The organism is Tahibacter aquaticus (assembly GCF_004363655.1).
GTDB classification, from domain to species: domain Bacteria; phylum Pseudomonadota; class Gammaproteobacteria; order Xanthomonadales; family Rhodanobacteraceae; genus Tahibacter; species Tahibacter aquaticus.
In genome coordinates, this window is record NZ_SNZH01000008.1 from 1 (window position 1) to 14,452 (window position 14,452).

The window sequence follows — 14,452 nt, forward strand, 5'->3', positions numbered from 1 at the left end:
CTGCCGATCATCGTCGGCCGGGTCTACAACACCAACAACCCGCATCCCTGGGGCCTGCCGGCGAATGCCACGCAGTCGGGCTTCCTGACGCGATCAAGCATGGGCGCGACCTGGCAGAACGCCAACGCGTTCCGCTTCGAGGACAAGAAGGGCGAGGAACAGGTCTGGCTGCACGCGGAGAAGAACCAGGACATCGAAGTCGAGAACGACGAGACGCACTGGGTCGGGCACGACCGCACCAAGACCATCGACCACGACGAAACCGTGCACGTCAAGCACGATCGCACCGAGACGGTGGATCACAACGAAACGATCACGGTGCACAACGACCGCACCGAGACCGTCGATGGCTTCGAAACCATCACTATCCACAAGGATCGCACCGAGACGGTCGATGGCCACGAAACCATCACCATCCACAAGAACCGTACCGAGACCGTCGACAAGAACGAAACGATCAGCATCGGCCAGAACCGCAGCGAAGACGTCGGCAAGAACGAGAAGGTCAGCATCGGCAAGAACCGCACGGTGACCATCGGCCAGAACAAGAGCGAGACCATCGGCATGGCCTCGATGATCAATGTCGGCCTGGCCCAGGTGACCAATATCGGCGGCGCCTATGCGCTCAACGTCGGCGCGGGCTGGATGAGCAATGTCGGCCTGATGCACCTGCACAACGTCGGCGTGAAGCTTGCGGTGACGGTGGGCAAGACCATCAGTGTCAGCGCCGGCAATTCGGCGACGTACGAGGCGGGCGACAAGCTTTCGCTGATCTGCGGCGATTCGATGATCGTGCTGGAGAAGAACGGCACGATCACGATCAGCGGCAACAAGATCAAGGTCATCGGCGAGAAGCATGTCGACGTCAACGGCAAGCTGATCGACATCAACTGACATGGCGGAGCTGATCAATCACACCGCGTTCCCGGCCTTGCTGTTCGACGCACTGGACCAGAACGACGCGGGGTTCAGTGTCCTCGCCGTGCGGCTGAGCTACGACCTGAACATCCGCGCCGAAGACGGCGCCGCCTGGCTGACCTTCTGCAAGGAACAGACGCCGCTGTGCATGGCCGACGAGCACTATGCCGAGCCGGCCCGCAGCAGCGTGCGCACGGAAAGCGATCTGTCGCCGTACAAGCCGCGCCTGGACGTCATCGTCAACGGCACGGCCTTTGCGCCGGGCGACAAGCCCGAGCCGGCGTTCGGTGCGGCCGTGCGTGTCTACGACCGCACCACTGCCGTACTGGTCAGCGGGCCCCGCTGGTGGAAGCGCGGCGTGATGGGCTGGAGCCTGACCGAGCCCGCACCGATCGCGTTGCTCGACCTGCGCTACGAACTGGCCAGCGGCGGCCTGATCGAGTTTGGCGACAAGGAATTCGCCGCCGGCTTCAACAATGTCGGTATGGGCTGGTATCCGGCCGAGTTCCTGCGTGAGTACAAGGGCGACACCTTGCCGGCGCCGCAGATCGAGTCGGCCGAGCACCGCCTGCGCGGCATCAGCGACGCACTGCCCGCCACCGGCTTCGGCTTCATCGGCCGCGGCTGGCGCGGCCGGCTGGAATTCGGCGGCACCGCCGATGCCGCCTGGCAGGAAGAACGCCATCCGCTGCTGCCGCGCGATTTCCGCATGGACTTCTGGAACGGTGCACCGACCGTGCTGCAGTTCCCGCATCCCAAGCCGCTGAGCAGCGTGCCCATCGCGCTGCAGAACTTCGTGCCGGCGCGCGACGTACCCGGCCAGGGCATCTATCTGCAGGTGCCGGTGGAAAGCGTGTTCGCCCTGGCCGGCCTGGCCAGCGGCGTAGGCCTCACGCGCGACCTGACCCTCGACACCATCGTCGTCGACGTCAATGCACGCCGCGTGTACTGCACCTACCGCTTGGCCCTGGCCGAAGAGCTGGACCTGATGGAAGTGCAGCTGCGCTACATCGCCGCCGACGACCGCGAACACCAGCGCCAGCTGGCCGCGCGCATGAACCCCGATCCGGCAACGCGCGAATTCGTGCCGCTGCCGCCCAGCCTGATGACGCAAGCCGCCGGACCCGCCCATGGCTGACAATCTTGCCGCGCGAAAAGATGGAAAATGGCGCATTGTATTCCTGGCGCCCGATTTCTGCCTGACCCCGGGCTCGCCGACGCCGGTGCCGTATCCGGTCACGTCCGACCTGGGCATGTCCAAGAACGTGATCACCTCGGTGCGGCTGAACAAGAAGCCGGCCTTCGTCTATGACGCGAGCAAGGCACCGCGCACCATCGGCGACCAGGCCGGCATCAACAAGGGCGTGGTCAGCCGCACGGTCGGCGCCGACTGCTGGCCGATGATGCATTCGCCGGATACGCGCATCGGCCAGAAATGGGTCGTGCGCAACGGCGAAATGTTCTACATGAACGGCAACTTCAACAAGCCGCCGGGCAAGAACCTCAGCAAGAAGGAACGCTGGGAAGAACGCCGCCGCCTGATCGAACAGGGCAAGCAGAGCAGCGATCCCAAGGTACGCGCCGCGGCGGAACGCCTGGAACGCAACAACGTCGGTGTGGAAAAGGCCAAGCTGGCCCAGCACATCTACGACCCGAGCAAGCCGGCGCCGGAAGGCTGGACCGACATCAGCAACAACAAGGAAGCGCTGGCCAAATACGGCCTGACTCCCGATGACATGTCGATCAAGGGTACGCCGAGCTTCCGCGCCGGCATGTACGAGCCCGATCCGGCCGTATTCGGCAACAGCATGAAACCCTCGGTGGTGTTCCAGGGCACCAACCCGTCCAGCATGACGGACTGGAAGAACAACTTCGCCCAGGGCTTGAACATGAATTCGCCGTACTACGACCGCGCCGTGAACATCGGTTCGGCCGTGGGCAACTCGGGCCAGTCGGTCGACATCGTCGGTCACTCGCTCGGTGGCGGCATGGCCTCGGCCGCGTCGCGCGCCAGCGGTGCGCCGGCCTGGACCTTCAATTCCGCCGGCCTCAACTCGAATACGGTGGGCCGCTACGGCGGCACCAACCATGTGCCCACGACCGAGAACGTCACCGCCTACCAGGTTGCCAACGAAGTGCTGACCGGCATCCAGCAGCAAGGCTGGAAGGGCACCCTGGCCGGTGCCGGCGCAGGTGCGGCCATCGGTGCGGCCTTCGGCGGACCGTTCGGCGCGGCCATCGGCGCACTCGCCGGCGGCCTGGCCAAGCTCGGCCTCAGCGCAGCCATGCCCGATGCGGTCGGCAACAAGTTTCCGCTGGAAGGCCATGGCAACCCGGTCTCGCGCCACGGCATGGACCAGGTCATCGACGGCATCGAAAAACAGAAAGACGAAGACGTGGCCATCATCAGCGCGGCTGGCGGAGGCTAGTCGTGCCGTCGTGGTCGGCGGTGCGACGTTGGTGCGTGGCGATGGCGGCAATACTGTCGCTCTGGACATTGGAAAGTGCAGGCATGAAGACCCAACCGGCAGAAAAATTCTTCAGCGGTCCCACCCTGACCCTGGCCCAGGCGATCGAACACGGCGACGTGGCCGAAGTCGACGAGCTGGCGCGCACGGTCGACTTGAACAAGCCCGGTGCAGAAGACATGACCGTGCTGTTCTTTGCCCTGAGCCAGGCCTTCGGCGAAAAGCCCAAGCAGCTGGAAATCATCACCCACCTGGTCAAGGCCGGTGCCGACCCGCTGCGTCCGGTGAAAGACCTGGGCAGCGTGCTTGGCGTATCGCTGCAGGCCAAGAGCCCGCTCTACGTCAAGGCACTGCTCGATGGCGGCGTCAGCCCGGATACGGTCGAAGGCAGTACGCCCATCCTGTTCGACGTCACCCACGAACACACTTTCGACACGCTCAAGCTGCTGCTCGACCGCGGCGCGAGCATCGACAAGACCGACACGCTGGGCAATACCGCGCTGATGCGCAGCCTCATGCGCATGCAGCTGGACCAGACCGTCTACCTGCTCGACCGCGGCGCCAATCCGAACTTCGTCAACGTCAACGGCGTGTCCTTCGCCGGCCAGCTGAAATTCCAGATCGAGCGCCAGCAGGCCGGTTCGCCGGCCCAGCTGAAGATGCTGGAAATCCGCGAACGCATCGTCGCCAAGGGCGTGGCCTGGCCGCCGCCGACGCGCGACCAGGAACGCGAACGCATGCTTGCGCGCGGGCAACAGCCCGACAAACCACTGCAAATAAACTAATAAACACGTGAATTCGTATTCGTCGCCGGCGTGAACAGCCCTGGGAAACGAACACGCAATGGTGCAGTTGTCTGAGCGGAAGCGATCATGGCCGTAGGGAATACGATAGGCAAACTCAACGCCGAACCGAAAATGCGGGAAAGCACGCCCGCCGGCAGTGCCAATCCTCCCGAGAAGAAAAGCTGGTGGAGCAAGTGGGGCGACGTCGTCCACACCGGCCTGGACATCCTCGGTGCCGTACCCGTCATCGGCATCGTTGCCGACGGCGCCAACGCGGCGATCTATGCGGCGGAAGGTGACTACGTCAACGCCGCCATTTCCGGCGCCTCGGCCGCAGCCAACCTGATCCCGGGCGGTGGCGCGGCGATGAAGGCCGGCAAGGCTGCCGTGGCGGTGGGCAAGCAGGCCATCAAGGCCACGGCCAAGGAAGGCGCGGAAGCGCTGGCCAAGAAGGCGGCCAAGGAACTGGCGGAAAAAGCCGCGAAAGAAGCCGCCGAAAAGGCTGCCAAGAAGGAAGCGGCCGAAGCCGCCGGAAAAAAGGCCGCCAAGAAAGCCGGCAGCAACAAGGGCGGCGGCGTCAAAGGCAAGGGCAAGAAGACCAAGCCCTGCAAAACCAAATTCGGCGTGGGCAAGCCGGTCAATCCGGTGCTCGGCATCAAATTCCTCAGCGGCGAGGAAGAACTCGATTTCAGCCTACCCGCGCCACTGCCGCTGCCCTGGCAGCGCAGCTATTTCTCCGACCAGCTCGGCAACGGCTGGCTGGGCCAGGGCTGGGCACTGCCGCTGTCCGTGCGCCTGCTGCGCCGGCAGGACGCCCTGGTCCTGATCGACGAACAAGGCCGCGAGATCGAACTGCCGGAGCTGGAGCCCGGCGAAGTCGAACACAATCGCTACGAAGACGTGCTGCTGTCGCGCGAGGCGAACGGACGCTACCGCCTGAGTGCGCCCGACGGCGGCCTGCACCAGATCTTCGCGCCGCTGGGCCTGGACGGCGGCGATACCGACGGTTCGCGCTCGAACTACCTGCCGCTGGTCGCGCTGGAAGACCGCAACGGCAATCGCGTACGCATCTGCTACGACGAGCAGGGCTATCCGCGGCTGATCGAGGATTCCGCCGGCCGCCTGCTCGGCCTGCAGTTCGATGCAGTGCCCGGCGGCACTACCGCCGTACCGTTCGTGCGCCTGACCCGTGTCGTGCAATTGCACGGCGATGCGCGCAGCGACGGCAACTGGGGCGCAGAGCAGATCGAAACCCTGGTGTCGTATGCCTACGACAGCGACGGTGACCTGAGCAGCGTGCGCAACGGCCAGGGCGAGCTGACGCGCGAGTTCCGCTATCGCGCGCACCTGCTGATCGAGCATAGCCAGCCCGGCGGCCTGTCCGCGAGCTACGAATACGACCGCTACGACCGCAGCGGCCGCGTGATACGCCACACCACCAGCCTCGGCCAGAGCTGGCAGTTTGCCTACCTGGGCGGCGAAACCGTCGTCACCGACCCGCTGCAGCGCGTCACGCGCTATCGCTTCAATGCCGACGAAGAACTGGTATCGCTGGTCGACCCCGACGGCGGCGAAACCCGCTTCGAGCTGGATGCCTATGGCAGGATCTCCCAGGTCGTCGACGCGGCCGGTGGAGTCTCGCGCTACCACTACGACGATGCGGGCAACGTAGTCAGCGTGGTCGAAGGCGGCGTGCGCATCGAACTGCATTACGACGAACGCTGGCGCCTGCCCAGCATCATCACCGATGCGAACGGCGCCAGCGTGCGCTACGACTACGACGCCGCCGGCAACCTGATCCGCCAGACCGACGCGCTCGGCCGCGCCACCCAGTACAACCATGACGCTCGCGGCCTGGTTGTGCGCATCGCCGATCCGGCCGGTGGCATTCGCCGCTACGCCTACGACAGCCGCGGCCTGCTGCTCAGCGCCACCGACTGCAGCGGCAATACCACGCGCTATGGCTGGGATGCGCACGGCCACCTGAGTTCGATCACCGATGCACTGGGCGCGGTGACCGAATACCGCCACGACCTGCGCGGCAACCTGCATCAGGCCACTTATCCCGACGGCGCGACCGAACGCTTCGACTACGACCACCTGGGCCGGGTGATTGCCGAGACCGATGCCAACGGTGCGCGGCAACAATGGGAATTATGCGCAGACGGCCTGCCGCAGGCACGCATCGATGCGCTGGGCCAGCGCATGAGCTACCAGTACGACCTGGCGCGGCGCCTGGTCGTGCTGACCGACCCGAACGGCGCGCACTACCGCTTCGCCTACGATGCGCTGGACAACCTGGTCGCCGAGCAGGGCTTCGACGGCCGCGTCACGGCCTATGCCTACGACGCCGTCGGCCGCGTGGCGCAGCGGCGCGAACTGGGCTTGCGTCCTGGCCCGGCGGTGGCGATACCGGCCGACGACACGCCCGAAACCCTGCTGACGCGCTACCTGCGCGACGGCAACGGCCGCCTGATCGAGAAAGTGACCGGCCGCGACAACCGTGCCCAGCGCGTGCGCTACGCCTACGATGCGGTCGGCCGCCTGACCGAAGCGGTCAGCGGCGGCGGCCGCGTCGGCCTGGCCTATGACGAAGCCGGCCAGCTGGTGCAGGAGTCCAGCCTGGTGCAGGGACGCCAGTACACCTTGCAACATGTCTACGATGTGCTGGGTAACTGCGTCGAAACCACGCTGCCCGACGGGCGCACGCTGCAGCAGCGCTATCACGCCAGCGAACTGCACCAGATCCTGCTCGACGGCGAGGTGGTCAGCACCATCGAACGCGATGCGCTGCAGCGCGAAACCGTACGCAGCCAGGGCCAGCTGACCAGCTTCTACGACTACGACGCCGCGGGCCGTCTCAGCGCTAGCCGCGCGCGGAAGGCCAGTCACAGCGCCGAGGAACCGGTTGCGCGCCAGTATCACTACGACCGCATCGGCAATATCACCGGCCTGCAGGACAAGCGCTTCGGCAGCACGCATTTCGAGTACGACCCGCTGTCGCGACTGATCCGGGCCAACCAGGAACGCTTCCGCTTCGACCCGGCGCACAACATCAGCGTCGACGGCAGCCGCGTGCCGGGCAACCGCATCGCCGCGTTCGAAGACCGCCAGTACCGCTACGACACCCACGGCGACCTGGTCGAGAAGAAGATCGGCGGCCATACCGCGCTGCTGCTGGACTACGACGCCGAGCACCAGCTCGCCTGCGCCCGCGTCAGCCGCGCTGGCGTGACGCAGGAAACCCGCTACGGCTACGACGCGCTGGGCCGCCGCGCCTGGAAGCAGGATGCGTTCGGCCTGACCACGTTCTGCTGGGCTGGCAACCGCCTGCTGTGCGAAAGCCGCGGCGCACGCACGCTGACCTACCTCTACGAACAGGACAGCTTCGCACCGCTGGCCCAGGTCGAAAGCGTGACGGCCCCGGCGCCGCAGCATGACAGTACCCACATTCGCTACTACCACAACGACCAGGCCGGCACGCCGCACGAACTCAGCGACGGCGACGGTGCCATCCGCTGGCGCGCCAGCTACAAGGCCTGGGGCAATACCGCGCTGGTGGAAGTGTTCATGGCCGAGGCTGCGCCGGGTGGCGAAGCCGTGCACCAGCCGCTGCGCTACCAGGGCCAGTACTACGACAGCGAAACCGGCCTGCACTACAACCGCTTCCGCTACTACGATCCGGACATCGGCCGCTTCGTCACGCAGGATCCGGTCAATCTGCTCGGCGGCGAGAACAACTACGAATACGCCCCCAATCCCGGCGCTTGGATCGATCCGTACGGCCTCAAGCGCAGCAAGTGCGGCAAAGATCCCTGCGACGGCGTCAATCCCGCCGCCTGGGCGCGGCAATGGCAAGGTCATGGCGACTACCCGGGCCGCGACGTCTGGACCAATACCGTGCTGAAGAAGGGCACGGTGATCTACGGCGGCTGGCCGGGTCCGTCGGGCTTCCATTTCGATGCCAAGACCCTGGCTGCTTCGGGCGGCAGCAAATCCAAGCTGTTCCAGAGCCTGCAGGTACTGCCCAACCCGAAGCGCGGCTACCGGCCGCAGTACCAGAAATACATTGTCAAGAAAGATACTTGTGTCGCCACCGGCCAGGCACTGGCGCAAGACCCAAGCAAGGGCTTCGGCAGCGGCGGCGGTACCCAGTTCTTCCTGTCCAACTTCAAGAAGGCATTGAAGAAGGACGGCCCGCCCATCGGCCTGGGACCGTAGCCGCCGCCATGAGCCTGCGCGACGACGGAACATTCCAAGTACAGGCCGACCTGGTATTGCGGCCCGGCATGCGCCATGCCGAGCTGCTGGCCCAGCCGGGCGAATGGGAGCAATGGCTGTTCTTCGACGGCGCGCCCGTGGCCTGGCGCCGCGTATTCGATGCCGACGGCGGCAAGAAGCCCGAAAAGACCGTGCTCATCGTCACCTTCGACGGTGCCGACGGGCCGATGGCGAAGTGGCAGATCGCACCGTGGAACCTGATGGACGGCGCGCAGAGCCGCCCCGAAGGGCCGCATACCAAGGCGTTGCGCGAGTGGTTCGAGCGCCGCCATGGCTGTGCGCTGCCGCTGAGCCGCGACTGGGGTCACGTCGATGCCGCACACGATCCGCACAATCAGGTCACGCTGGTGGTCTGCAACCTGCGCGAAGGCTTCGCCAGCGAGCGCGAGTGGCAGGCCTATCGCAATCGCAACGCACGCTGACAGGCATGTCGCCGCCGTGCGCGGCGCTCGCGGACAGAGTTTCAAGATAAACAGATTGAATGATGCAAAGGTGGAAAGCGTTCGTGGCCTGCACAGGCAGGCACAAGGGGCACGGACAGGGTAGTTCTATCCTCGGAGCGGAAACGCCATGGCCGTAGGCAATACGATAGGCAAACTCACCACCGAGCCGATGTTGCCCCAGAGCACGCCGGCCGGCAGCGGCAACCCGCCGGAGAAGAAAAGCTGGTGGAGCAAGTGGGGCGACGTCGTCCACACAGGCCTGGACATTCTCGGTGCCGTACCCGTGATCGGCATCGTCGCCGACGGCGCCAATGCGGCGATCTACGCCGCCGAAGGCGACTACGTCAACGCCGCCATTTCCGGCGCCTCGGCCGCAGCCAACCTGATTCCCGGCGGCGGTGCGGCGATGAAGGCCGGCAAGGCCGCCGTGGCGGTGGGCAAGCAGGCTATCAAGGCCACCGCCAAGGAAGGCGCGGAAGCGCTGGCCAAGAAGGCGGCCGCGGAGCTGGCTGAAAAGGCCGCAAAAGAAGCCGCCGAAAAAGCCGCCAAGGAAGGCGCCGAGGCGGCGGGCAAGAAGGCCGCCAAGAAGGCGGGCAGCGATGCGGGGGGCGGGGTCAAGGGCAAGGGCAAGAAGGCCAAGACCTGCACCTCGAAGACCTGCGTGCTGCGGCCGGTAAACCCCATCCTCGGCGTCAAATTTCTCGACGGCGCCGACGATCTCGACTTCAATCTGCCGGCGCCGATGGCGCTGCCCTGGCAGCGCAGCTATTTTTCCGACCAGATCGGCAACGGCTGGCTGGGGCAGGGCTGGTCGCTGCCGTTGTCGGTGCGTCTGCTGCGTCGGCGCGATGGCCTTGTTCTGGTCGACGAACAGGGGCGCGAGATCGAATTGCCGGAACCGGAAATCGGCGAACAGGAATTCGATCGCTACGAAGAAATCCTGCTGGCGCGCGAGGCAAACGGCCGCTTTCGCGTCAGCTCCAGCGACGGTGCTACGCACCAGATATTTGCGCCGCTGGAACTGGATGCCGGGGATCCGCTGGGCGAGCGCGCCAGCTATCTGCCCCTGGTTGCAATCGAGGATCGCAACGGCAACCGTGTCCGGTTGATCTACGACGGCAGCGGGCTGCCGGCGCAGGTATTCGACGCGGCCGGCCGCGTACTCGGCCTGCATTTCGAGAACCTGGCCGTTGCCGCCGATGCGTTTGCGCCACGCCTGCGCGCCGTCGCGCTGCTGCGCGGCGAGCCCCTGGCTAACGGCAGCTGGCCGCGAGAGCGGATCGAGATGCTGGCAGGCTACGAGTACAGCGCCGAGGGCGATCTGGTGCGCGTGCGTGGCGGTGGCGGTGCCGTGCGCAGAGAGTACATTTATAACAATCACATTCTGGTGGAACATTCCGTCCCCGGCGCCGTCGTCGCGCGCTATGAGTACGACCAGTACAGCCCGGCCGGAAAGGTCATACGCCATACCAGCAATCTCGGCGATGCCTGGCAGTTCACTTACCTGGCCGGCGAAACCATCGTCAGCGACAGCCTGGGCCGCCAGACCCGCTATCGCTTCAACGCCGACGCCGACCTGATCGGCGTGATCAATCCGGCGGGCGGCCACACAAGGGTCGAAGTCAACGCCTGGAGCAAGCCGACGCGGGTCACCGATCCTGCGGGCAAAGCGACGCGATATCACTACGACGCCGAAGGCAATGTCGCTGCCATCGTCGATGCGAGCGGCGCGCGCACGCAGTTCCAGTTCGACGAACGCTGGGCTTTGCCGACCGCCATCACCGACCCGAACGGCGCAGTGACGCGCTACGCCTACGACGCTGCCGGCAATCTCATTCGCGAGACCAATGCGCTGGGCCATGTAACCGCCTACAACCACGACGAGCGCGGCCTGCTGGTGCGCCTGGTCGATGCGCATGGCGGCCGGCAGAAGCTCGAATACGACAACCGCGGCCTGTTGCTTGCGCATACCGATTGCGTCGGTCATGCGACGCGTTATGGCTGGGACGACTACGGCAATCCAGTTTCCATCGAGCATGCCGACGGCGGGCGTACCGAATACGTCTACGACCAGAACCGCAGGCTGCAGCAGATCGTTTATCCGGACGGTTCGCGCGAATCGTATGCCTACGATGCGGCCGGCCGGATGGTTGCGACCACCGATACCGGCGGACAGGTTACCCGCTGGGAGCTGGCGCCCGACGGCCTTCCCGTAACGCGCACCGACAGCTTGGGGCACCGTTTCAGCTACCAATACGACGTGGCGCGGCGCCTGGTCGTGCTCACCGACGAGAACGGGGCGTTTTTCCGCTTCGCCTACGACGTCAACGACAACCTGATCGGCGAGCAAGGATTCGACGGTCGCGTCACCCTGTATCGCTACGACGCAGCCGGTGCACTGCTGGAACGGCGGGATCTCGGACTGCAGCCCGGCCCGGGCGTGAACCTGGCCGATGACAGCATTCCCGAATTGCTGCGCACGCAGTATCTGCGCGACCCGGCCGGCAACGTGATCGAGAAGATCACCGGACGCGCACGCGACAAGCGCGTCGCGACGAGCAAGTACACCTACGACGCGGTCGGACGCGTGCTTTCGGCCATCAACGGCAGCGGCCATGTCCATCTTGCTTACGACGAGCTGGGGCGGCTGGTCGGCGAAACCACGCAAAGTCTCGGCCGCAGCCAGACCATAGAGCATCGCTACGATGCCCTCGACAACCGCATTGAGAGCACGCTGCCGGACGGCCGCCGCGTTACGCAGCACTACTACGGCCCAGGCTACCTGCATCGCATCGAGCTGGACGGCACGCTGATCAGCGAGATCGAGCGCGACGTCATGCAGCGCGAAACCGTGCGCAGCCAGGGCGCACTGACTAGCTATTTCGACTACGACGCGATGGGCCGGCGCATTGGTCAGCGCGCGCGCAAGAACGGCGTGAGCGCGCCGGAAAACATCGCCAGGCGCTACGTCTACGATCGTGCGGGTAACCTGCAGGCGATGAGCGACCAACGCTTTGGCCAGGTCAGCTACAGCTACGACGCCATCGGCCGGGTAACCCGCGCCAATGCCGAACGCTTTGCTTTCGATCCGGCGCACAACCTGGTCGAAGCTGCCGGCCAGGTCGTGCGCGGCAATCGCCTCGCCGCCTACGAAGACAAGCGGTTCGTATACGACACGCACGGCAATCTGGTCGAGAAGCGCGTCGGCGGGCATACCCGGCTGCGTCTGGACTACGATCCGGAACACCAGCTCGAAGCCGTGCAGATCGAGCGCAACGGCGTGGCGCAGCAGGTCAGTTACGGCTACGACGCCTTCGGCCGGCGTTGCTGGAAGCGCGACAGTTTCGGCCTGACGCATTTCTGCTGGGACGGCAATCACCTGTTGCAGGAAACGCGCGGCGACCGCTGCCTGACCTATCTGTACGAGCCTGACAGTTCCGTGCCGGTTGCGCAGTTGGAATCGCTTGCCGTCGACGCAGCAGCACGGCCCGACCGGCCTGCACGTGTGCGCTATTTCCACACCGACCAGATTGGCGCACCGCGCGAACTGACCGAGTCCGACGGCAGCATCAGCTGGCGGGCGAACTATCGCGCCTGGGGCAATACGCTCGTCGTCGAATATCTCGAGCCCGCCGCTGCCGTTGCATTGCAAGGCGAGCCCGTGCACCAGCCCATCCGATTCGAAGGGCAATATTTCGACGCAGAAACCGGCCTGCACTACAACCGTTTCCGCTACTACGATCCCGATATCGGCCGATTCGTCAGCCAGGATCCGATCAGTGTCTGGGGTGGTTCCAATACCTATCAGTACGCACCGAACGCCCAGGGCTGGATCGATCCCTGGGGCTTGGCGCGCTGTCCCAAGGCTTCCTATCCCTCCTGGATGAAGGCCAAGAAGGGGATGGAGCGTCACCACATCATTCCGTACCATCTGAAGGACCACCCGGTATTCCAGTCGTCGGGACTGAATATCAACGCGGCACACAACATGATGTATCTGCCACGCAAGGCGGGCGGTGCAGGCACCAAGACACGGCATTCGTACTTTCGCCTGGGCGATTGCCATCACAACAAATACGACGACTACATGCAGAACGTTCTCGACGACGTACAGCGCCAGGCCAAGACCAACAAATGGGATGCGCAGCGGCTGCAGAAGGAACTTATGGATATTGCGAAGACTTCGCGGCGCGAACTCAATGCAGGGCGGAAGGTATGGCCGTGACGGTCCATTACCTGCGCGCCAAGGTCAAAAGCTCGGCACACAACGTCGTTTTCAAGGCGGGCAAGGTATTCGACCGCATCGAGGAATTCTTCGTCGTCGGCAACGACCCGCCGGGCACGCCATTCGTGCCTCCGCTGGTCGGGCAATTGCAGGACGGCGTGAAAGCGGCCAGCCTGGCTGCGCTCGACTATCTGCCTTCCTTTGGCGGCGTGCCGCTGTTCTCGCCGAAATTCGTGCATGTCATGGGCGAACTGCTCAAGAATGAAGTGGAGTTCCATCCCTGCAGCGTGATCTGCGAGGAAACACCGCACGAATTTTTCGTGGCGCGATTGCTGCAGCGCCGGCATCTGCTCGACTATCCCAGCTCCGGCCTGGGCGAAGGTGCTGGACGCTTCCAGTCGAATTTCATCCGCAGCGATCTGGACGAAGACTTTCTGCTCGCGCGCGAGCAGCATGAACTGAAATGCTATGTCTTCGTGGCTAGCGAGCGGTTCAAGCAGGCCGTCGAGAAATTGAAGCTGGGTATTGCGTTCAATCCGGCAGCGGTGCAGGGCTAGACGCCCAGGCTGTCGCACTCGGCATCATCGGCGCTACCAGTGCAGCGCAGGGCGCATCAGCATTGCGAATTGCGCCGTGGGAATTCTGCGACAGGCGGCCCTCGGACCTTGCGGCGTAATTCGTCGGCGGCTCATCGCACCCTACGGGTACTGCCATTGCGCGGGGCGCTGTCGCCGATGCGGCGCGCCATAAAAAACCCCGGCTTGCGCCGGGGTTTTCGAGACTTCTGACCGGTATGGCGGCGATCAGAAGTCGGTGCAACCAAATGCCTGCATCGAGGTCTTGGCGGCATCGCTGGCGGCGGCGCAGGCCTGGGCCAGGCTGGCCTTGCCATCGGTCGTAGCGGCAGCCTGCTTCCACGCGGCGCGCATCTGGTCGAGGCTGGCCTGCAACTGGGCGCGCGAGGCTTCGGGCACCTTGCCGCTGACGCACGCGACGTACTTGGTGATGTAGTTGTCGCATTCCGGTACGCCGACCGAATCGGCAGTTGCCGGTGCGGCAGCAGCCGGAGGCGGGGTGGCAGCGGGAGCAGCGGCCGGCGGCGGCGTAGCCGGCGCAGTCGCCGGAGCCGGCGTGGTGGCGGGCTTGGCCGGCTCGGATTCCTTCTGGCAGGCAGCCAGGGACAGCACGGCGGTAGCGATCAGCAGCGGGCGAGCAAAACGGATCATCGGTTTCTCCTCAATAAACGATGGCACCGCCCCCTACGGGCGATGAAGAAACAACGTTGCGGCGGTTCGCGATCGAACATCCCCATCCACCGCAGGGCCGTAAAGA

General features: G+C 65.0%; 9 protein-coding genes. 8 read left to right on the forward strand and 1 reads right to left on the reverse strand.

Annotated features, from left to right (window positions below):
- The 8 genes from DFR29_RS14000 to DFR29_RS14035 all read left to right on the forward strand — a co-directional run.
- Positions 1-894 (forward strand): bacteriophage T4 gp5 trimerisation domain-containing protein (locus tag DFR29_RS14000; RefSeq protein ID WP_425598836.1); only part of this gene is annotated, 894 nt, incomplete at its 5' end.
- Position 895: 1 nt separating this feature from the next.
- Positions 896-2,056: a DUF2169 family type VI secretion system accessory protein gene (locus DFR29_RS14005; RefSeq protein ID WP_133819243.1), complete on the forward strand. Its 1,161-nt coding sequence runs from the start codon at positions 896-898 to the stop codon at positions 2,054-2,056.
- Positions 2,049-3,347 carry a DUF4150 domain-containing protein gene (locus tag DFR29_RS14010; RefSeq protein WP_133819244.1) on the forward strand — a complete coding sequence of 433 codons (1,299 nt, stop codon included), beginning with the start codon at positions 2,049-2,051 and terminating at the stop codon, positions 3,345-3,347. The genes DFR29_RS14005 and DFR29_RS14010 overlap by 8 nt, the downstream gene beginning before the upstream one ends.
- 83 nt (positions 3,348-3,430) lie before the next feature.
- Entirely contained in the window at positions 3,431-4,171 is a 741-nt protein-coding gene (locus DFR29_RS14015; RefSeq protein WP_133819245.1) for an ankyrin repeat domain-containing protein, read from the forward strand.
- A gap of 87 nt (positions 4,172-4,258) precedes the next feature.
- Positions 4,259-8,392, forward strand: a complete 4,134-nt coding sequence (locus tag DFR29_RS14020) for an RHS repeat-associated core domain-containing protein (RefSeq protein ID WP_133819246.1) — start codon at positions 4,259-4,261, stop codon at positions 8,390-8,392.
- An 8-nt stretch (positions 8,393-8,400) separates the two neighbouring features.
- Entirely contained in the window at positions 8,401-8,874 is a 474-nt protein-coding gene (locus DFR29_RS14025; RefSeq protein WP_133819247.1) for a hypothetical protein, read from the forward strand.
- Between the two features lie 148 nt (positions 8,875-9,022).
- Positions 9,023-13,120 (forward strand): RHS repeat-associated core domain-containing protein, encoded by a 4,098-nt coding sequence (locus DFR29_RS14030; protein WP_133819248.1) that lies wholly within the window; start codon positions 9,023-9,025, stop codon positions 13,118-13,120.
- Positions 13,117-13,677: a hypothetical protein gene (locus DFR29_RS14035; RefSeq protein ID WP_133819249.1), complete on the forward strand. Its 561-nt coding sequence runs from the start codon at positions 13,117-13,119 to the stop codon at positions 13,675-13,677. Before DFR29_RS14030 ends, DFR29_RS14035 begins: the two co-directional genes overlap by 4 nt.
- Positions 13,678-13,923: 246 nt before the next feature.
- Here DFR29_RS14035 and DFR29_RS29190 read toward each other — a convergent pair whose 3' ends face one another.
- Positions 13,924-14,346, reverse strand: coding sequence for a hypothetical protein (locus DFR29_RS29190; RefSeq protein WP_166654084.1), 423 nt, complete (start codon positions 14,344-14,346; stop codon positions 13,924-13,926).
- Positions 14,347-14,452: the final 106 nt, after the last annotated feature.